The organism is Parachitinimonas caeni (assembly GCF_030129945.1).
GTDB lineage: Bacteria > Pseudomonadota > Gammaproteobacteria > Burkholderiales > Chitinimonadaceae > Parachitinimonas > Parachitinimonas caeni.
This window is the reverse complement of sequence record NZ_JARRAF010000025.1, coordinates 1-21,781: the sequence shown is the minus strand read 5'-3', so window position 1 is coordinate 21,781 and position 21,781 is coordinate 1. Positions and strand designations below refer to the sequence as shown.

Here is a 21,781-nt window from a genome sequence, read left to right as displayed (position 1 = left end):
GGGAACGACACCTGTCATGCCGCCCAAAGCAACAAGTTCTGATACTCAGCCTAGGCTCTGTTGACGTTTTGTTTCCGGTCGCGCCGGGCCGAATTTTGGGGCAGGGCGAGACAGGGTGAGTGCGGTTTAGCGAGCTAAATAAACGAACCTTAACGACGCCATGCCCCAAAATTCGACCCGGCCCGGAGGGTTTCGCCGGATTTGGGCCTGCTGCCGCGTTAAAAATCGCTTGCTTAGCTCACTAAGCGGCGCGCTTTTTGCCTAGCATCAGGCCCAAATCCGACGAAACGCGATCCGGAAATAAAATGTCAACAGAGCCTAGTGCTTGCTGACCACCGTTGAACAGGGGTACTTTGCCAAAATATTGCACTGCAAGATCAGGCAAGTGCTTGTAGCACAAGCGGCTTCTTAATCATTGGTTAGGGGGGGAGCGAAAGCAAGGCGTCGTTGGCGCACCAAGGCAGTGCTCCGACGCAAGGTCGGAAACCGGAGGGCATCGTCAGAAATAGAAAAGCCGCCCAGCGGGGCGGCTTCTTGGTGAGCTTGGTTTTCAGATGCGGGCCGAGAGGGTATCAATCCTCGTTGGCATCGTAGTACACGCCGTTATCCCCCTTGTCGAAGGCGGCGCCAATGGGCGAATCCAGCAACGGAATGATCGAAGGGTCGTAATTCGCCAGCACATTCACATCAAGCAGGCTGAAGTTCTTCGGGTTGTCGATATAACGGTCGTCTTCATTCCCCGTAAAAAAACGCCATCCACTATCCTGATCGTCTTCGGGTTCTTCACGAACCATATAACCAATGGGTTGGCCCTCCACGGTAATCAGATCGGTGGCCACACACAGACCGTGGCCAGTGGCCAGTGGCTTGATGTCTTTCTTCTCGATTTTGTAATGCTTGCTCATATTTCTGTTTAGAACGTAGGAAGCCATAGCATACCACCGCTTTACGTCGGCCCAGACATCTACCTGCCACGATAGGTGGCGGGCAACGATTCAAAACTCACCGCCACAGGCCTGGCATTGAAATATTCCGGTTTGCCCGATATTTCCGGGATAATGCAAAATCCCATACGCCTGAAAATAGCGGAGATTCGGGTAATTGTCAGACATAAAACAACCAAAGGATAGCCATTTGAATACGAATCCAATTGGCCGTAATGCCAAAATCGACTTCCTGCGCGGGGTAGCCATATTGCTGGTTCTGATTCTGCACTATGCACTCGCATATGGTTTCAGAAAAAGCCCGCTTGGAGACCTGATCCCCACCCCTTGGTTAAAAACCTTGGTATTCAACGGCAATTACGGCGTAACCATATTCTTTGTCATTTCCGGGTTTTTGATTACCGTCCACTCCATCAATCGCTGGGGAGAGCTGAAAAACATCAACCTGCGCAGTTTTTATATTTATCGAATGGCGCGAATACTGCCAAGCCTGCTTTTGGCCGTGAGTATCATTGTTGCGGCAGGTTGCTTTGATCTGCCTTATTTCAATAATACCGACGATGGTAAAAACTTCCCTGCCAGCTATTTCATCGTGGCGGCCGGGTCGGTGCTGAGCTTCTGGCACAATGCCCTGATGGCGTCAGTCGGCTATTTTAACTACTGCCTGAATGTTTACTGGTCCCTATCTGTAGAAGAAATGTTTTATCTTGCATTTCCTCTGGCCTGCCTGCTTTTGCGTAAAACCAGCCTGATCATTGCCCTCTGCATGACTGCCATGATTATCGGGCCCATCTACCGAAGCCAGCATACAGAAAACGAAATCTATTATATGTATGGCTACCTCGCTTGTTTCGACGCCATTGCCATAGGCTGCCTCACCGCCATACTCGCCAGTCGCCTGAAGGTAAATGGCCCCGCCAATCAGGCACTTACCCTGATTTCAGGGCTTGCATTGATAGCCGTATATCTGCAAGGCATTGGCGGGAATGAAGTATTTGGATTCACGCTAATAGCGCTATCTACCGCCGGCTTGTTATTTGCCTTTTCCAGCCAGGGTAATCATGGCTGGATGACAGGCCGACTCACCGCATGGGTGAGAAGCCTGGGTAAATACAGCTACGAAATCTATCTCTTTCATATCATCATTCTGGCTGCGCTGCGTAATGTGGTGACCGCAGAACAAGTGGGCTACTATTTCAAGCTTCCACTATTCATTGCCTTTGTCGCACTTTCAGCCTGGATAGCAATACTGGTATCCCGCTACTTCTCCGAGCCAATCAACCGTAGCCTGCGCGAATATTTCGTCGATCGAAAATCCGGGCGCTTTGTCGTATCTCTGATGGGCAATGGATAATGAAAGCGCAGATTAGCTAAAACGTATTTTTCCAATACGTCACATTTCTTGCTCGCCTGATTTGCAAGAAATGCCAGCTCAAAAAGCATTTCTATTGCCGAGGGGTGACCGGCTGATAATGCTAGGTGTCCTGATCAATACTCATGCCGAGTTTGGAGTGTAAAAGCAACGACCCCTCTGTTTTATTAATAAGCAGAGGGGTCGGATGCCGCTAGGCTATGTTGACGTAGTCTGGTTGTTTGTCAGTATTTGAATATTTTGGCTTAAAATTATAGTTATTTGGATTAGGGATTTGCTATTTTTGTAGACCTAAAGACGTATATAAGCGAGCGAGGAATAAGCAATGCAATCTGGAAGGCGGAGTGGCTTGCCGGGGTGGCGTGACTTACTCCTCTGCGTATAAATACGCACATTCTGCGTTACTCAAACCTACTTACATTGATCGACTGAAGGACTTGGCATGGATTGGTGCAGTTCACTGTTGAAACACTGCACAACGCCTTGCCACCAGCCACTAGTCAGCGTGTGTTCCTGATAGTTTCCGCAGTGCTCAGCAATCACAGACCGCCAGAAGCGTTGGGCTAACACGTTTTGAGTCATCTGGCCGACTTCCCAGTAACCTGGCAAAGCAGAGAAGACCTTCAACGCGATGGCCCGGCCAAGACTTGCCCGGCGGTATTTCTTCAAAACAAAGAATTGATCCATCCAATAGCCGGAGCTTGCAATCTTTGTTGCCCCATCTACCAGCGCAAAGCCTGCGTAATGCCCGTTAACCAGGGCAATAAAGGGGTAGCAATCGGCGGCTGCCCAGTAACGCTCCAAGGCATAACCATATTCCCCGTTGTTGTCGAGTTCTTGGTTCCAGATATCGGACAGATCATATTGGTAAAGCTCCAGCATCCTGAATAGAGGTCGCTGTTCGGTGATGGCAGCGGGTCGTACTTCAATATTCTCTCTTGGCATAACAAGGGGCCTTTCTATGTCTGACATCCAATAGATGAGTAAGGATACCCTCGGTTGGTTGCGTCACCAGAGTCTAAAAATGATAAAGAGTCCTGCCACAGCATGGCCATCATGGCCGACCCTGAACATTAGGAGATTCAAAATGCCCGAGGACTTCGTTGCCGGCCGGCTGCACGACATATATGCCAGTGAAACCGATGCGCTCGCGATGATCCGCGACATTGTCAGCACGCGCGACCGGCAACGGCCGCCGGACAAGCAGTTTGAGGTCAAGGCTTTCGAGCAGGCGGTGCCGATTGAGTTGGATCAAGGTGCCAAGTTGTTGGTGGTGGCTGAGCTTGGATTTGTCATCGCGCCAGTCAAACCAGAAGGGGTCGGTTTGTATGGCAGTGGTGCGGATATGTACTTCACGACACGCGCTGACGCCGAGGAGTGGTTAGAAGAGTTTTCAAGTATGGCGCCTGGTATGTGGAAGATCTTCGAGAAATCGACGACCACCTAGCCTGTATGTCTGTCGGCGCATCAGCCACTTTGTCCAGAATGGGGCGATCGGCGATATTCGGGGTGACACAGATGCCGGCGGCGCTACCTGACGCCTAAGAGCATGGCGCCCAAGTGTCGAATCCATTCCAATGAAGTGGGATGATTGATTTAATAGCTGAAAAATCTAGACAAGAAAAAGCCGCAAAAATAAGCGGCTTTTTCTGTATCTGGCGGAAAGGATGTATTAAAAACCAGCGCCAAATCCAAATAGCGGCAACATAAAATTCAGCACCAATATAAGCGCCACTCCATTGCTCGCGCGATTACGGAATTTCCACCCGTTCAAATTCCAGCAAAGAGCCTGCCGGCACCGCCAGCGCGTCGGCCAGCTCGCAGATATTCAATAGCGCAATATTGCGCTGACCACGCTCCACCCCACCCAGATAACTGCGGGCGATTCCACTCTCCAACGCCAGCTTCTCTTGCGACCAACCCTTTTCCCGCCGCAACTGCACCAAGCGGCGCCCAAACAAACTCAGCGGATCGCTCCCCAAACCATCTTCCCCGGCTAAAAAGGAAAGATGCTGGAATCAAGACCGCTATCAGGCCACGCTCTATGAGTGACAACTTCTGACCTTGACATGGCAAGGCTGGCTACTGATAGCGGTCTTTGCGCGCAACGGGGAACAAATCGACGCTATTGAGAAGAGAACGATTGTCCACCATAATATCGAGCCAATCAGAGAAAAAGACCCCAGACCAGCGGGCTTGCATTGTTCGATGAAACTCACAGAGAATTTCGACCCTTTCAAATCAGACAAGTCAGAACCCAGTTGTAATGGGTGCTAAAGGCTTGAGCAGTGTTAGACAATATTTACGGAAGACACAAAGAGAAAATACTGATAAAACAAATGAATACCAATGAAATAGATTATAAACCCCACAAAACCAGCGGCATGGTGATAGCCGCTTTTCTGGGCACGGTGGTGGCCGGCGGTGCGCTGATGGTCGTCAACAACAAACGGCTTGGCCATGCCACGCTTGCCTGAAACACCCTGATTTACGCAAGAGCGACCTTTATCGGGCTGCTGCTGATGATGGAATTGGCGGGATATCTACTTAATAAAAAAATACTGGCAGCCTGCCGGGGTTGCTGTCTTGGTGGTGATTCTATTAGCTGTTGATTGCGTGGTGAACAATGGAATTCAAAGAAATTAGAATGAGCGCAGATATGCCCTTTGCGCAGGAGCCCGCTTACCAGCGGTTGGTAGAGTTATTTTACTTTGCAGATTTTTATTGCTGGTTTAATGAGCAGCACAACTGCTTATTAATAGCCTACTGGGTGAAATCAAATTTTGAGCGCGATCCCGCCAAATTTACATTTTTATATGAGGGAAATATTTCACACTCCGGTTTTTACCGGATTGTAAGCTGGGATGAAACAGAAGGCGCAACGGTAGATTACCTGATTGAACCCATTGAGTTTCCCGATGGCCTGGTTTCAGACTTGCAAGCCTATCAGGAAGCCTTGTCCTGTGCATTGCGCTGTATAGAGAAGTCACGTTCATTAAACCCTGCCCATCTCCATATTAAATTTGAAGATAGGTCGAATAAAATCTATGACTTTGGCTATTTTCCTGGGGATGGCGAATATGAGGCGGAGCTTTGCGAGCGAAATCCACGTACTCAATCAGAGGTGAAAATAAATGGTGAAATACAGTGGGTGGAGCTGTTCCCAAAATTTTATAAAGATGCACTCTCAATGCCAAACGAAGAGTTTGAGTCAGGTCCACATACAGAAGTCTGCATTTCAAAGGAAGTGCTGATTCAAGAAATTTTGCAGGCAGAAGATAAGGATTTTTTTGAAATTACTTTAAATAGGGCTGATAAAGAATTTGGCAGAATTACCGAGGTTAGTGGTTATTATGCTATAGAAGGTGGTAAACGACCAAGGCTGATTGAGTCGGCGACTATTTCATTTAGCAGGGAGCTGTTTTCTACGAGAATCAATGTACGTGGTCATACCGGATTTTTGCAGTCTGAACCATTTATAGACCGGGATCCTGAAAAGGTAAAAATAGAAGGTATTTATGTATTCGATATCTGGGCCAGAATTTGGGATGCAAATATTGACTTGCATTGTCGAGATGATGATATATGCGATGCAATGCAATTGTACGCAGCCAAGCATCGAAGTCGAAATAAAGTAAGCCAGATAAATATGGCGCATAAATCTTATGGTCAGGGCATTTTGGCAGGATCATTCTCGCAGTCCTTTTTTGTTGAAATTGATAACTGGGACGAGGAGGCTATAAAAGACGCGCCTGAATATCAAACAGCGTTTGTGTTGCACAAAAATGATCAGGAGCGTCGGACAGTATTTGCCCGAGAGAATGAAGGCTATCCGATGCAGAGTTGGATAGATAGAAGGAATAAATATTTCCTATTTCTGTTTTCAGTTCAGACAAATAAACGGGGACGGCCTGGCGAGTGTTTATTGTGTATTGATGGGCGGCTGCTTCATATAAAAATCCGATGGAGCTATGAATGGATAGAAGACAAGCAAGGCTATAAACATGAATACCTAATTGAGGGTGTTGAGAATTTGGGTACAGGTGAAATTGATCAGCAGTTCTTTTTGCCAATTCTCAAAGATGCCTTATTGGCTGCTGAAGCCAAGTCGGATTGGGTTGTTTTGGGTGTGAATGTAAAATTTGGAGTAGAGAATAATTAGTACACTGAATCGGTTGCTAGCCCCATAGGATCATTGGGGTTAGGTCTTGTATTTTGCACTTCCTAAAAAACCTTGGAGTGCAAATAGCAAGGCTTGACCCTGCTGCACGAAAAATTTGGACAGGTTCGCTTTTTAATCTGCCTGTGCTTTTGTTTGTTGTTTATTTTCCAGCGAGGAATTTATGAGTTTTTCTTACATTTTAAGATCGAAAAATGAATGGCTGGCGCAGACACGTCAATATCAGCATTCATTGGAATTGACTGGGTGGAATTCTTTGTCTGGTGGCTGGGTTGATCTGGAGCGTGATCTGTATTTTTTCGTAATCGGACGTGAAAGTAATCGTGAACGTTTGCCTGGAGAGTATTTTCTATTTATTGGTGAAAATTGCATCACCATTCGCGCATACGATAATTTTTTCTGGAGTGATGCGGGTGGGTTTGTTAGTGAGTTACTAATTGAAAACATCAGCTTTTCTGATGGTTTTGATTTTGACCAAGATATGATCATCGAAATGGTTACTGAGGTCTGGAGGCTTTCTGAGTCTAGTGTGGCAAATTGTCCGATATTAGATGTTTTTGTTAAATTTTCCTAAGAGAAAATGACCGCTCATGAAATATTTACACGTTGATTCGTATATAGATTTGCTTGATTCTCAAAATAGAGCAGGTATAGTTCACTCGAAAGAGTATTTGATTGGCTTGGCCAAGCAAATGTCAGCTAAGTATTCAAACCCAAGCAAAGATGCGGTTATGGTTCTGAACTCTGGGATGATGCCGGATGGGATTACAGACACTAAGAATCTTATAAATGACTTGGTTAGTGGTAATAAATATGGGTCAATTGTTACCATAAACAGAGAACGTGTTGATGTGTCAAAATTTCTTCAAAGTGATGCTTTCAAGTTGGCACTTAGAGCTGCGGTAATTAAGGAGAACAAAGATACTCCTCATTTGGTTAACGGAATTATTGAAGCCATCATGGACGGCACTGAAGTTGATGCCGTTGTGGATGGCAAGCGTGTCAAGATTCGGCAACCCGACGGCATCTGGGACGACGCCAGCCGGCGCTTCGTGCTGGAAAGCGCCTCCAAGTATGTGCGGGTGATGGTGGGCGGCGCAGCGCCTGATTCGGTGTTTGCGCTGAGATAAATAGGCAATAAAGGAATACACATTTAATTCTTGGATGAACGTGTATTTGTTTGTTTCTTATTTTAGCTGAAGGAGTTGAGGGATGAGTTTTGTTTACGCATATAGAGATGAAAATGAGTCTATTAGAGACTCTGTAGAGTATAGGCGAGCGTTGGAGGTTGCGCAGGGCGCTGAAAGTTTTTTGATGACCTATTATGTTGACAAAGATAGAAATTATATATTTTTTCATTTGGGGGAAGAGTCGGAGAGAGAGCGGCCGCCTGGTGATTACTTGCTTTTTGTAAATGGCAGGGCTGTTCAGGTTAAAGCGTATAATGAAATGGGAGTTCTTGCTGGTGGTGGATATAAAATTAATTACGCCATTAAGGCAATAAAATTTATTGATGAATTGTTGGACATGGAAGTATTACTCACTATATTGCGCGAAGTTTTTTTCCTTATAGAGTCCAGTCGAACAAATAAACCTGTTGCTATTGAGATTGAATTAATTGAGTGATGCGAGTGTCAGAAATGAATTATGAAAATGTGGATAAGGTTCTTGGCGTCTTGTCTAAAGCTAAGAGAGATGGGTCTGTATTTGGCGTTGATGATTTACGAGCGAACTTGGCGGTCAGGATTGGATGTGAGGCCGAAGTTAAGATGAGTCTAGTCAGGTTCGCTTTTTAATCTGCCTGCCTTTTCTTTAATTTAAATGTGGAGGTGTGTGTGAATTTTGTTTACATAAAAGATGATGCCAGGCATGAAATTGAGAGTAGAGAAGAATATAAGCAGGCTCAGAGAGTGGCGGAGTGTGATTATTTAACAAGTTGCTGGGCGGATTTTACTAATGATGTAATTTTCTTTCATTTCTCGGAAGAGGGGAACTATGAGCGTCCGCCTGGAGAGTATTTGCTATTTATAAAGGGGCAAGGAGTCAGCATTCGGGCCTATCGATTTGCGAAATGGCAAGATGGTGTTGGTCGGGTGGTTGATTATCTTATATGTAGTGTGGATTGGTTGGCTGAAGGTGAGTTTGATAGAGATACCTGTTTTTCAATATTGCTGGAGGCATTTAAAGGTGTGGAAAGTCGTCGCCCAATGGCAGCGGCCGAGATTAAATTAGACATCTCTGAAATTGCTTAAAGGAATCTAGTAATATGGGTATCAGTAAGAAAGAGGCTATAGATTTAATTAAATTGGCTGAAAGTGAGGGGGCGCCTCTAACGGTAAGTCAATTGCGAGAGTTGGCCGGTAAAGTTTCTGCTAAATTTGATAGCCCGGCAGAGAATGCTGTAATGTTCCTGAATTCTGGGCTTATGCCAGATAAGGTGACAAAAAGTGAAAAAGTTGTATTTGATATAATTAATAAAGGCTCTTATCACTCAATTGTTACCATAAATGCGAAACTCGTAGATGTTTCAGGATTTATACAGAGTGATGAGTTTGTAGTGGCATTGGAAAAAGCCGTAAGCGCTACAACCCCGATAGATAAGGTAGACGCCAAAATCTACGAAATCATGAACGGCAGCAAAGACGCCAAAGGCGTCCGCCTTCCCGACGGCATCTGGGACGACGCCAGCCGGCGGTTCGTGCTCGAAAGCGCCACCGAGCATGTGCGGGTGATGGTGGGTGGCGCAGCGCCTGATTCGGTGTTTGTGTTGAGCTAAATAGGCGATAAAGAAAAATGCATTCAACGTTTGAAAGAGTGTGCTTTTGTTTGTTGTTTAATTTTCGGAGGAAAGATTTATGGGCTTTGTTGAAGTTAATAATTGGGATGATGAGCCTGCAAAGGGTGGAATTGAATATAGCAAGGCGATTGAATTAAATGGCAGAAATTACCCTCCTCCGTGCTGGGTAGATAAGGAGAGAAATTGTTTTTTATTTGTTCTTTCGGTTCAAATGAATCGAGAGCGTTCTCCTGGAGAGTGCTTGCTATGTGTTGATGGCAACTTAATTCACATAGAAGGTTATAGAGGATATGAATGGGTAGAAGAAAAAGAGGGATATTCTCACGAATACGAAATCGAGAGATTTGAGGTGATTGGCGATAGCAAGATTGATTTGGAAGGTTTTATAGAAATATTTAAGGAGGCCATGCTTGTTGTTGAATCTCGGCGGAATTGGAATATTGTTGGCATGAACATTAAAATAAATTAAAAATTTTATAAGGACTGATAATTGTGCAATATCTTAATGCAAAAGAAGAGTTAGAAAAACTTAAAGCTGGGAATGCAGCGGGAAAGATTTACGATGTAGAGTATTTGCGCGGCCTCGCCAAGCAAATGTCCGCGAAATTTAGTAATCCTCAGCCAGGGGCTGTAATGGTTTTGAACGCCGGTTATATGCCGGATGGCATTACCAAGAGCCAGTCAGTTGTTTATGACATGATAAAAAAAGCGCCGGAGGCTGGCTCATATGTAACCATTAGTAGGAAGTTTGTGGATGTCTCGGAATTTATTCAGAGTGATGATTTTGTTTTGGCATTGGAAAATGCCGTTAGAGCTGATCCAAAAGTACCTCCAAATAAAGTCAAAGAGACCATCGACGCCATCATGAACGGCAGCAAAGACGCCAAAGGCGTTCGCCATCCCGACGGTATCTGGGATGACGCCAGCCGACGCTTTGTCTTGGAAAGCGGTACTGAGCATGTTCGGGTGATGGTGGGCGGCGCAGCGCCTGATTCGGTGTTTGCCTTAAGCGAACTTCAAGCGCTTTTAGAGAATCCCAAGATCAAGACCATTGATGGCATCGACAAAAAGGAACTCCTAAGCCTCTACAAGTATGTTGGTAACGCTGGTGGCGACGCCGGAGCCTTGTTCCGCTTTTTGCGGGCGCATTCGCAGTTGCAATATCAGCTGACCAAGGTAGGGGTAGGCAACATCCGGGACTACCTGCGCTACGAGGCGAGCAGCGGCTTTTTGCAGAAGGTGGATGACCTTGCACGGTCCAAGCTCTTCAGCGAGCTGAATACGCTATCGGCCGCAGACTACGAGCTGCTGATGAAGGAAGCGGAGCGCCTGCGTGTGGATTACCGCGCGGCATTGCAAACCAAGGCCCCCAGCTTGCTCGGTAAAAGCAAGTTGCTGCTGGTGGTGGCAGCGCTTACCGGGCTATCGGCGTGCAGCGAAGTCAAAGCGGCGTTGTCAATCGATGACTTCGAGAAACGCAAAGAGAAGCTATATGAATGGATGATTGGGTTTGCGGGAGACTTTGCGGCGTTTGAAGTCGGGCAGGCCCTTTCGCTGGCGGCAACGGCCGGCGCGGTTGCGACGGGCGTGGTTGCTGCGCCTGAAGCGGCTGCCCTCGCGTTTATCGGCGGCATGCTGGGCGGCTACTTTGGCGGAGAAGGGGCGGTTGAGTTTTACCGCCAGCTGCGCGACGGCAAACTACTGCGAGACAACGACAGCAACTACCAGATCGACCTGCTTGACCGGCTGGAAAGCTTGATGTTTGGCGGCAACGCCACCCTCAAAAGCACCCCGGTGCCCGATCTGAATGGGGGCAAGTTCACCCTGTCAGCGGGATTGACGCGGGAAGAGATCGTGGCGCGTGCCAAGACCGATATCGCGTGGCGCTATGCGCTGCGTGAGCTGAATGCGTTTGCGGTCACTGACATCGGCTACGACAAGTACAACACCGATGGCTCGCTCGATCTGTACGACCCGGCCACGGGCCGTGGCGAGATGACCGAGCGCTATCTGCTCGACCGGGCAGCGATGCTGACCTGGAAGCGCGAGTTCGAGCGGCGGGGCATCTATCACAACCGCACCCTCAAGACCGATGCCGTGGTCGGCAACTGGGACTTCACCGACCGCCACACCACCCACAACGGCGGTGCCGCGCTCACCCTGCAGATCGATGGCAAGGGGCTGAGCCTGACCGACCATCAAGTGATATTCGGCAATGCCAGCGATGAAGGCATTCGTGGCGGCAGCGAAAGCGACCGGCTGTATGGCGGCGGCGGCAACGACACCCTGCACGGCGACGGCGGCACCGACAATATCGAAGGCGGCGCCGGCAACGACCAGCTCTACGGCGGCGACGCGCGCGACACCCTGTTTGGCGGCAGCGGCAACGATATGCTCGACGGCGGCAAAGACAACGACGCCCTCTACGGCGCCGGCGGCGACGACAACCTCGATGGCGGCAGTGGCAACGACTGGCTCGAAGGTGGCGCCGGCCAAGACAGCTACCGCATTGCCGCCGGCGAAGGCAACGATGTGATCGTCGATAGCGACGGCCAGGGCATGGTGACGTTTGCGGGCAATACACTGCTGGGCGGCGAGGTCAAGACCAGTGCGGGCCTCTACGAGAGCGCCAGCCAGCCCGGCGTTCGATACCTGTGGACACCCGACAGCAGCGGTGTGGGAGATTTGCTGGTAACCGACACCAAGACCCAGCAGACCTTGATTATTCAGAACTTCAAGAGCGGCGACCTGAGCATCACCCTGGGCGGCCAACCGAAGCCGACCGATACACAGGGGCCGGGGACGAATAATTTTTTCTTTGGTGGTCGGCCAACAGGTAACCCGGAGATGCCTGTCGAAGGCGACATCCATGCTGGTGCAGGCAATGATGTGGTGTTGTCCAGTCGGCATAACCCCAACATCTATGCGGGTGATGGCAATGACTATGTCTTTGTTGGCTGGGGCGTCAAGAAGGTCGAAGGGGGAGACGGGAATGACTTTATCGATACCGAATTCAGGCAGGAGCCGGCCTTGCCCTATGTGGCCGATGCAGGCATCAACCAATGGGAGCGCCATTACGCCGACTGGAAAATGACCTCGACCGTTACGGCGCATCTTGAGAAGAAGACCGTGTATGGCGGCTATGAGGGCTATCTGGACTTCAGCTGGAGTCAAGGGGGTAAGGAGGTCAAGACCATCAGGCAGGTTCGGTTGGCCAATGATTACCTTTCCTGCATGGCGGATGAGGCCACAGGTTCACAGCATGTTGCGGGGAGCGTGGACGCTTCCGAGTTAAAGCGATCACATAACCTTTCGCCGGCAGCGGCACCATTAACAATTTCCCCGCCCGTTTGCCCCAGCCTCTGATTCACGGAGGCTGGGGCAAACGGGTGGGGGGCATTTCCACCCGGTTTAAATGCCTATTCAGATAAGTGCCTTGCGGCGCGGGGTTTGGGACGGGGCAGCGTCCCGCAGGCCGCCCTTCTTTCTTTGCGTCGCCAAAGAAAGAGGGCAAAGAAATGCGACCCGGCTTCACCGCCCTGCGGGTTCCCTGTGCGCCTCGCACTGCGTGGCCGGTGCGTAAACTCGCCCGGCCTTTGGCCGGTCTCAGATAAACGCCCCGGACACCCCCACTCCGGCCTGCGGTGCTCGGCGGTTCAGACGGGAGGGGGTGCATAACAACTGTCGGTGGAATGAGGCAAGAGCCGTCGAAAGATTCGTGAGTTCTGACGAGCATGTAGCGCCACCAAGCCACCAAGCCACCATGCCTGACCGCCGACCAGTGGGCTTGCCTGTGCTGTGCAATTTCTCTGACAATTGCGCCCTTTGTCAAAATCAAACACACCTCTTTTCATTCACATGGCATTGAAATACCAAGGGCGAATGCCTTGCCAAACTTGGCCTTGTATCGAACCAAATCCAATTACCGAAGTCTGCTGCAAGGCTTTACACAGATCAGCCGGCTTGATAACGCCGCAACCAGTCAAACAATATGACCAACCCCGGTGCCATGCTGGCCGGGCTTAACCCAGGAGGAAGCATTCACCATGCAGACAAGAGCAAACCCTTCATTCATCGTCCTACGCAGTGGTTTGGGCCTATTGCTGCTGGCCTTGCTGGCAGGTTGCAGCAGCTCGGCAGAGCGGGCGTGGTGGGCGGCCGATAAGGTCAGAATGGACAAGGGAAGAGCGATATTCCAGGAGAAGTGCAAGACCGATGCGGGCGAGAAGATCTACCGCAAGGTGGAGGAGGTGGAAGGCATCGTGCTGCTGAAGGTGCGCGAGTGGCGTAGCGAAGTGCAGTGGTTCGACAAGATGTGGCCGGGGGCAGCGTTTGCGCGGGAGAGCCATAACAATGGATACATCGAAAACTTTCTCGGGTATGAACATTCCGGCTCTCCCGAACGCAAGCCTGTCACACAGGAATACCGTGGCTATATCAACCTCGAGTACAACCCAAAAAATCCGTCCAACGCCCCCGGCTATCGCTTTGTGGATGTGATGCAGGCGGATGGGGGGCGGCTCCGGTACACCATCGTCAAAAGACCTCGCCCGACCTCCCAGATTGGCTGGATCGATACGCTGATCGAAGGCAAACCCACCACCGCCCCTGCCCCACGCTATGCCGTGACGTTTGAAGACCATGTCGATCCGGCCTTGCGTGAACTCTGGCTGGCCAGCAGCACGGTGAAGGTGATCGACCTGCAGACGCAGGAAGTGTTGGGCGAGCTCAAACGCTGGGCCTGGGCCTATGAGCCAGCGCCTGGCGATGACTCCATACCGTGGGGGCGATCAAGGGTTTGTCCTCAAGGTGACAATTACAGCGGGAATGCTGTGACCCGCATGTTTGTAGACCGTATTTTGATTCCAAAGAAAGCGCAGTAAACCAGTATGACAACGACCACACCGAGTATTAGCGACTATCTGAAATACGCCGAGCTGCAAATGGCAGCAGAGGCTTTGTATGGCCGGGATGCGGTGGAAAGGCCGGATCTGGAACCCGGCATTCCTGTTAGCGGCCCTATCCGAGAAGACTACCTCACCCTTGGCAATCGCCACGCCAGCAAATTCACCACCGGTGAAGCCGCCAAGTTTGCGGCGCAGTGGGTGGTGGTGGAGCACAAATCCAATACCACGACCGGCTTCTCCGGCACCCTGTTCAAAAACAAAGATACGGGCGATCTCGTCCTCAGTTTCCGCAGCACCGAGTTCATCGACGACGCAGCGCGCGATAACCAATCGACCAATGCGCTGGAAATCGCCCGCCTGGGCTGGGCGTTCGGGCAGATCAGCGATATGGAAAGCTGGTATCGGCATTTGCACAGCGAAGGCAAGATCACCAAACCATTGACGGTGACGGGCTACAGCCTGGGCGCGCATCTGGCGACGGCGTTCAACCTGCTGCACCGGGGGGAAGGAAGCGATATCAAGCAGGTGATTACCTTCAACGGTGCCGGGGTGGGCCAGATTGGCGATGGCGAGCGGCACACCACGCTGACGCAGATCCGCCCGATGATCGATTACTTCAGCCGCTACCGGAATTCAGCGCGTTCGCTGCTTACCAGCCGGGCCGGGGCCGAGGTATACGACTGGCTGCAGCAACAATTCACCGCGAATGGCGGCATGGCGCCGACGATGCCGGGCTGGGAAAAGCAGTTTGTCGGGCTGACGGGAGAGGATCAGAAACTATTGGTAGAGGCTGTGGATCGGGCAAAGAAAGTGGGCGACGAAGTGAGGCGGGCCCCCACGCTGGATTCTGGCGGTGAAACGCCACGCAAGCCAGCGGCGATACCGGCGAGCGCCGTAGCCGGGGCCGCACTCGACTACCAGATGGCAGCGGTCGCGACCAAACTAAAGTTCAATACAGAACCGCTGAGTATTTCCAGCGGCGCCAAGGCCATCGTCGGGGCGTGGCACACGGCCAAAGGCGGCGCGCTCGATAACCAGTGGGATCTGGTCGCCACCGAAATGGACACCAGCCAGCCGTTTTCGATGGTGGCGCACTCGCAGTACCGCTATGGCCAGCGGGCGGAGGTGTTCATTGAAGATCAGCCGCAACTGCGAGGTAGCCCGATCAAAGGCATGATCAAAGAGTCGATTGAATGGGGCGAATTCAAACTGTTGGCAGGTGACTGGGCAGTCAATGTGTTTGGGGATACCCACAGCCTGGTATTGGTGCAGGATTCGCTCAATCTGCAGCGTGTCTTGCAACGGCTGTTACCGTCAGACCGCCAGGACGCAGCGGAAGGGATGTTCAACCAGATTCTCAAGGAAGCGTCTTATCTGCGTGCCGCGACGGTGGGCTCAACGCAAGGCCGCGCCGAAGGTGATGTCCTCGAAAACACCCTGAATGCGCTGGCGGCCTATCTGCTGGGCCCCGAGGCGATGGGCAAGCCACTCAAAGGCAACCCCAAGGGCGGTACCTGGGCCAAAACCGAGACCCCCGCAGGCGAGCCCTATAGCAACCGCGAAGACTTCTACAAGCTGCTCGACAAAGTGACCGCCAGCGACGGCTACACCCGCCTGCTGGGCAAGGTGGCACTGCAGCCGACCTCTGCCCTGAGCGTTGGCGATGCACGCAAAGACTTCGGCAATTATCTGGCCCTGCAACTGCTGAGCCCGTTTGCCTTGCAATTTGGCGAAGGTGAGGTGGCGATCCCCGAGGCGTGGAAGACCCAGTATCAACAATGGCAAACCGATAATGCGCTGATTGCGGCCGGCCAAGACCGGTCGGCGCTGAACATTTCCGACGAGTGGCTGGGCGGCCGGGCCGATATGCTGCAGCGGCTGCAGTGGTTCAAGCAAAAAAACCTTGAGCCGGTCAACGCCAAGACCCCCAGCAAAAAGAACGACGGCGCACCTTCCGATGCCGACCACCTCTATCTGACGGACAACAGCTACTTCGAAGATAAGACCAGCGGCCAGAAGATTGCGATCGGCTTTCCGGCCAACAGCCCGTTTGCCGCCACACGGCGGACGATATTCGGCAATGCCGAGGGCGATACGCTGACGGGTGGCGATACGGCCGACCGGCTGTACGGCGAAGCTGGCGATGACCTGTTGGAAGGCAAGGCAGGTAATGATGTACTCGAAGGTGGCCTGGGAGCTGATGTGCTCAATGGCGGCACGGGCCATGACACGCTCGATGGTGGCGCCGGTGCAGACAAGCTGAGTGGGGGTGGCGACAACGATGTGTTGCGCGGCGGGGCCGGTGACGATGCGCTCGACGGGGGCAGTGGCAACGACAGGCTCTACGGAGGCGCCGGTAAAGATAGCTATGTGATTGCCAAAGGTGAAGGCAACGACATGCTGTTTGACCAGGATGGCGACGGCACGGTCAGCTTCGCTGGCGCTACACTCGGTGGCGGCAAGGTGAAAGACGTGGATGGTCTGTATGAAGACGCCAACCAGGCCAATATCCGCTATCTGTGGTCACCCGACGGTAATGGCATGGGTGATCTGCTGGTGACAGACCGCAATACCGGCCAGTCGCTGACCATCCAGAATTTCAAGAGCGGCCAGCTGGGCATCAACCTCTCGGGCACTATCCAGAGGGCCGGCAGTGATCAGGGGCCGGGCTCGAGTGATATGTTTTATGGCCAGCATCGTTATGGCATTGATGATGGAAAAGGCCCTGGCGATGTTCACGCGGGTGCCGGCAATGATGTGGTGGTGTCCAGCCAGCACAACTCGAACGTTTATGCCGGCGATGGCAATGACTATGTCTTTGTCGGCTGGGGAGTCAAAAAGGTTGAAGGCGGAGCGGGCAACGACTTTATCGATACGGTATTCCGACAGGAACCGACCTCGCCCTATGTGGCCGACGCAGGCATCAACCAATGGGAGCGCCATTACGCTGACTGGAAAATGACCTCGACCGTTACGGCGCATCTTGAGAAGAAGGCCGTGTATGGCGGCTATGAAGGTTATCTGGACTTCAGCTGGCGCGACGGGGATAAGGAGTACAAAACCACCCGGCGGGTGCAATTGGCCAATGACTATCTGGCCGCCATGGCTGATGAGGCCGCAGGCTCTCGCCATGTAGCCGGAAGCGTCGATGCTTTTGAGCTGAAGCAACGGCATAACCTTTCTCCGGCCGCCAAATGGACCAGCACCTTTGAGCCGGGTAATTCGGCCGATGATTTTGAATACAACCCCGCCAGTCGGTCGTATATCCGCAAGCCTGGAAAAGGCATTTTGCAGCCACTGGATGGGTACAAGAAGGATGACCAGGTAGCCATCTTCGAGTGGACAAACGAATTGGTAAACCTATCTGAAGTGCCCGATGAATCAGGGTTTGTTGCGGATGGTGGTGCCGGCAATGACTTTCTGCGAGGTGGGTCGGGCAACGATACGCTGAGTGGGGGTGACGATAATGACTGGCTGTGGGGGGCGATTGGTGACGATGTTTTAACCGGCGGCAATGGCGACGATGTGCTGTTCGGCAAAAATAATTCGGATGTATTGATCGGTGGAAATGGCGCCGATGAACTGCATGGCGGATCGGGTACAGATCGCCTGCTGGGTGGCGCGGGTAATGATGTACTGGTGGGTGACGACGAGGTTGACCTGACAGGGGAATACGCTGATAACGCCACCCTGCGCGGCATCTTGCACGACGACACGCTGATTGGCGGCGATGGCGACGACAGCATGGCCGGCTCGTTCGGGGCCGATCTATTGCAAGGCGGCGATGGCAACGACTGGCTCAATGGCGATCTGTTCTATGTATCGGGCGGCGACCCGATCAACCCCAACACCAACGACACCCTGTATGGCGGCAACGGCAACGATGTGCTCAACGGCCAGATGGGCGACAACCTGCTGTACGGCGAAGCGGGCGATGATCAGCTGATCATCCAGATCAACACGACCAATGAAGACCGCGTTATCGGCAACAACCTGCTCGATGGCGGTACGGGCAATGATGTGTTGGTGGCGGATCGTGGCAACGACACCCTTTTGGGGGGAGAAGGCAATGACACCCTGTTGGCCGAAGAAGGCAACGATCTGCTGGCCGGCGGGGCGGGCAATGATGCCCTGAACGGCGGCGAAGGCGACGATACGCTGGATGCTGGAAGTGGCGATGATGTGGTCGGTGGCGGCACCGGCAAGGATATTTTGCAGGGTGGTGGCGGTTCGGACTACCTGTATGGCGGAGAAGACAACGACTCGCTGGAGGGTGGTAGCGATGGCGACTGGCTGTATGGCGGGGCCGGCAACGATACTCTGGTAGGCGGCGCTGGTACCGATTTCCTGAAGGGCGAAGCGGGCGACGACGTTTATGACTTGCGCGGCGGGCTGGTCACCCCGTCTGCCGAAAATTCGGTGGTCGATACCATCCACGACAACAGCGGCAACAATATCGTTTTGCTTGATATGGGTTTCGCCAAGTCTCTGACGATGGTAGTTGGCAAAGAAAACATATCTCTCTCATCGGCTAGCGGCGCCTTTTTGATTCATGGCAGCTTGGCGCAGGCGCGCTCCTTTAAGTTCCGGCTGGGCGGGCTGGATGGCAAAGTTATCGATTTACCTGCTGCAGCCCCTATCGAAAACGACGACCCACGCATGGCCAGCGACGTGACCACAGCCCCGCAGGGCGATGAGGTGATTGAGCTGTCATTCAAAGACATGCTGAATATTGGCCTGCGTGATGCGCTGGATTTGACGCTGCAGGAAGGCGAAGCTGCTGATGGCCTGACAACCGGTGGCGGGGACGACCGCATAGCCGGCAGCAAAGCGGCTGAATTGCTCGAAGGTAACGGCGGCAACGACACCCTGCAGGGGAACGACGGCAACGACACGCTGGTGGGCGATGAAGGCGATGACCAGCTCGAAGGTGGCGCTGGCGATAATACTTATCTGTTCGAAAGAGGCTGGGGTCGCGACAAGGTGGTGTTGGGCGAATCTGGCAAAGACACGCTGGTATTCGGCAAGGATATTGATCCGGCCAAGCTCAAGCTCAGTATCAAGCAAGGCCATCTGCGCATTGATCTGGGCAATGGTGATAGCGTGGATCTGCAGAACTTCCGCGATGGCAAACAGCACTTCCAGAGCATCGTGTTTGCTGACGGTACCCGTTGGGACGAAACCAAAACCCGTAGCCTGATCCAGACAGAGGGTAACCAGATTACCGGTACCGATGACGCCGACAGGCTGGCAGGCACCGAAGACAACGATACGCTTGATGGCGGCAAGGGCAACGATACCCTTGAAGCCGCCGACGGTGACGACCTGCTCAAGGGCGGCGAAGGCGACGACCAGTTGTTGGGCAATGCTGGCAACGATACGCTCGATGGCGGCCTGGGCAACGATCTTCTTGCGGGCGGAGCCGGCCACGACCAGCTGGAAGGCGGCGATGGCGAAGACACGCTGAAAGGCGAGGGCGACGATAGAGATACCTTGCGTGGCGGTGGTGGTAATGATCGGCTGGAAGCCTCGTATGGGGGGTCAGACCTGTATGGCGATGCCGGTAACGATGTACTGGTAGGTGGGCGCGACAAAGACACGCTGGCCGGTGGCGATGGCGACGATGTGTTGCTGGGCGAAAGTGGCGACGATTTCCTGGCAGGCGGTGCCGGCAAAGACGATCTGGACGGTGGCTATGGTGCCAATACCTATCTGCTGGAGCGGGGCCAAAACACCGATTGGGTGAGGGATGGCTATTCAGACATCCCGACCCTGCTGCTGAATGATCTAGCGCTCTCTGATCTCGCCTTTCAGAACCAGAGCGGTGCCCTGAAGGTAATGATTGCCTCCAATCGGGACGACGCACTGGTTTTTGCAGGATTTTTCAGTAAAGACCGCCCCGATACCCACGGTAACTTGCTGCGCATCCGGCTGAAAGATGGCAGCGAGAAGGTGTTGACCCGGCAGGACATTCAGCAGATGTCGACCCAAGGCAGCAACCTGCCAGAGCAGGTGACCGGCTACGAGGGTGATGATTCGATTGCCGGCCTGGGCGGCAACGATACGCTCGAAGGTCTCGAAGGTAACGACACCCTCGATGGTGGCGATGGCGATGACTCGCTCGATGGTGGCGACGGCGTCAACACCATCCTGGGTGGCAATGGCAATGATTCGATTCGAGGGGCCAACAGCGTAGGCAATAGCCTCGATGGTGGTTCAGGCAACGACACCATTAGTGGTGGTATTTACTTTGGTTCGCATCTGGGCGACACCATGCCTGCGTTCAGCAACCAGATCTGGGGCCGCGACGGTGATGATGTGCTATCTGGCAGTGGCCAGCTTTGGGGCGGGGAAGGGCAAGACTCGATTAGCGGCGGGCGCGGCGCCGATTCGCTGTATGGCGAAGCCGGCAATGACACCCTCAAAGGCGAAGGAGGGGATGATCTGCTTGACGGCGGCGATGGCAACGACCAGCTGTGGGTGGGTTGGGGCAATTCCACACTACGTGGCGGTGCAGGAGACGATACGTTGCGGGGCGATGGTGATGACCGCATGGCCAACTCCAGCCCGACCGAGCTCGAAGGCGGTACCGGCAATGACACCCTTTACGGTTCATCGGGCGATGACACCATCCGCTACCAACTCGGCGATGGCAAAGATCTGATCATCGTTACCGATGCCAGTATTCGATTCCCCGAGCACGAAACCCCTGCACTCAAAGACACTCTGCAATTTGGGGCAAGCATCAAGTTGGCCGATTTGAACTTCTCCCGTTCTGGTAATCACTTGTTGATCCTGCACAGCAACGGTACAGACCAAATTACGGTTCAGAATTGGTTCCGCACTGCCAAAGGTGGTGAATACAAGCTCAAGGCCATTACGTTTGCGGATGGCACCACGCTAGACCCCGCAGCGGTTGAGGCTCGGGTGCAAATCCAGGGCGGCAACAATCCTGATAATTTAAGTGGGTCTGCTGGCGCCGACCGCATCCGCGCGGGCGGGGGGAACGACACCGTGTTCGGTCTGGGTGGCAACGACGAACTCAAAGGCGAAGCCGGCAACGACTATCTCGATGGCGGTGACGGCAACGACACGCTGGATGGCGGCAGCGAAGACGACCAGCTCAATGGTGGGGCGGGCGACGACAGCCTGGTCGGTGGCGCTGGCAACGACAAATACGTCTTCAGCGGTGCATTCGGTCAGGACACGATCGACAACACCGGTGGTGGTCAGGACTGGATCTTCTTCAACGACCTCGACCGCAGCCAGCTCACCTTCAAACAGGACGGCAAAGACCTCGTCATCGGCGTGGTCGGCGATACCAGCCGCAGCGTGCGCATCCTCGGCCACTTCAATGGTGGCGCGGCGGCGATGGCCTATGTCCAGCCCAAGGGCGGCAATTCGCTATCGGCCGCAGACATTGCCAAGCTGATCAGCGGTGGCAGCACCCCGATCAACCAGACCCTGACCGGCACCCCCCAAGCCGACAAACTGACTGGCGGCGCCGGCCATGACACCCTCGATGGGGGCGCGGGTAATGACACCCTGATCGGCGGTGCCGGCAACGATGTCTACCGCTTC

General features: G+C 52.8%; 16 protein-coding genes. 13 read left to right on the top strand and 3 right to left on the bottom strand.

The genetic code is table 11. The features are described from left to right. Nucleotides 1-572: 572 nt before the first annotated feature. Complete coding sequence (locus tag PZA18_RS17405; protein ID WP_284102150.1) at nt 573-905, bottom strand: DUF2185 domain-containing protein; 333 nt, start codon at nt 903-905, stop codon at nt 573-575. Nucleotides 906-1,134: 229 nt separating this feature from the next. On the opposite strand from PZA18_RS17405, the gene PZA18_RS17400 reads away from it, so the two are divergent. Continuing rightward, nucleotides 1,135-2,298: an acyltransferase family protein gene (locus PZA18_RS17400; RefSeq protein WP_284102149.1), complete on the top strand. Its 1,164-nt coding sequence runs from the start codon at nt 1,135-1,137 to the stop codon at nt 2,296-2,298. 429 nt (nt 2,299-2,727) lie between these two features. On the opposite strand, the gene PZA18_RS17395 is transcribed toward PZA18_RS17400, so the two are convergent. Next, nucleotides 2,728-3,261 carry a GNAT family N-acetyltransferase gene (locus PZA18_RS17395; protein WP_284102148.1) on the bottom strand — a complete coding sequence of 178 codons (534 nt, stop codon included), beginning with the start codon at nt 3,259-3,261 and terminating at the stop codon, nt 2,728-2,730. A 142-nt stretch (nt 3,262-3,403) separates the two neighbouring features. On the opposite strand from PZA18_RS17395, the gene PZA18_RS17390 reads away from it, so the two are divergent. Next, the gene (locus PZA18_RS17390; protein ID WP_284102147.1) at nt 3,404-3,763 is read left to right on the top strand and encodes a hypothetical protein; all 360 of its coding nucleotides are present in this window, start codon (nt 3,404-3,406) and stop codon (nt 3,761-3,763) included. A 304-nt stretch (nt 3,764-4,067) separates the two neighbouring features. On the opposite strand, the gene PZA18_RS17385 is transcribed toward PZA18_RS17390, so the two are convergent. Then, on the bottom strand, nt 4,068-4,298 hold the full coding sequence (locus PZA18_RS17385) for a helix-turn-helix domain-containing protein (protein ID WP_284102146.1): 231 nt from the start codon (nt 4,296-4,298) through the stop codon (nt 4,068-4,070). A 306-nt stretch (nt 4,299-4,604) separates the two neighbouring features. Between PZA18_RS17385 and PZA18_RS17380 the strand changes: the two genes are divergently transcribed. From PZA18_RS17380 to PZA18_RS17330, 11 genes are all read left to right on the top strand, one after another. Next, entirely contained in the window at nt 4,605-4,793 is a 189-nt protein-coding gene (locus PZA18_RS17380; RefSeq protein ID WP_284102145.1) for a hypothetical protein, read from the top strand. 170 nt (nt 4,794-4,963) lie between these two features. Continuing rightward, nucleotides 4,964-6,478 carry a hypothetical protein gene (locus PZA18_RS17375; RefSeq protein ID WP_284102144.1) on the top strand — a complete coding sequence of 505 codons (1,515 nt, stop codon included), beginning with the start codon at nt 4,964-4,966 and terminating at the stop codon, nt 6,476-6,478. Nucleotides 6,479-6,659: 181 nt separating this feature from the next. Further along, nucleotides 6,660-7,070: a hypothetical protein gene (locus PZA18_RS17370; protein WP_284102143.1), complete on the top strand. Its 411-nt coding sequence runs from the start codon at nt 6,660-6,662 to the stop codon at nt 7,068-7,070. A gap of 16 nt (nt 7,071-7,086) precedes the next feature. Then, nucleotides 7,087-7,626 (top strand): hypothetical protein, encoded by a 540-nt coding sequence (locus tag PZA18_RS17365; protein ID WP_284102142.1) that lies wholly within the window; start codon nt 7,087-7,089, stop codon nt 7,624-7,626. An 82-nt stretch (nt 7,627-7,708) separates the two neighbouring features. Beyond that, nucleotides 7,709-8,122, top strand: coding sequence for a hypothetical protein (locus tag PZA18_RS17360; protein WP_284102141.1), 414 nt, complete (start codon nt 7,709-7,711; stop codon nt 8,120-8,122). A gap of 209 nt (nt 8,123-8,331) precedes the next feature. Continuing rightward, complete coding sequence (locus PZA18_RS17355) at nt 8,332-8,748, top strand: hypothetical protein (protein ID WP_284102140.1); 417 nt, start codon at nt 8,332-8,334, stop codon at nt 8,746-8,748. Between the two features lie 14 nt (nt 8,749-8,762). Then, entirely contained in the window at nt 8,763-9,272 is a 510-nt protein-coding gene (locus PZA18_RS17350; RefSeq protein ID WP_284102139.1) for a hypothetical protein, read from the top strand. A gap of 79 nt (nt 9,273-9,351) precedes the next feature. After that, nucleotides 9,352-9,762: a hypothetical protein gene (locus tag PZA18_RS17345; protein ID WP_284102138.1), complete on the top strand. Its 411-nt coding sequence runs from the start codon at nt 9,352-9,354 to the stop codon at nt 9,760-9,762. 164 nt (nt 9,763-9,926) lie between these two features. Continuing rightward, nucleotides 9,927-12,659, top strand: coding sequence for a calcium-binding protein (locus PZA18_RS17340; RefSeq protein WP_284102137.1), 2,733 nt, complete (start codon nt 9,927-9,929; stop codon nt 12,657-12,659). 680 nt (nt 12,660-13,339) lie between these two features. Continuing rightward, a complete protein-coding gene (locus PZA18_RS17335) occupies nt 13,340-14,176 on the top strand; it encodes a hypothetical protein (RefSeq protein ID WP_284102136.1) in 837 nt (278 codons plus the stop codon). 6 nt (nt 14,177-14,182) lie between these two features. After that, the coding region (locus PZA18_RS17330) for a calcium-binding protein (protein WP_284102135.1) at nt 14,183-21,781 on the top strand (7,599 nt) is incomplete at its 3' end.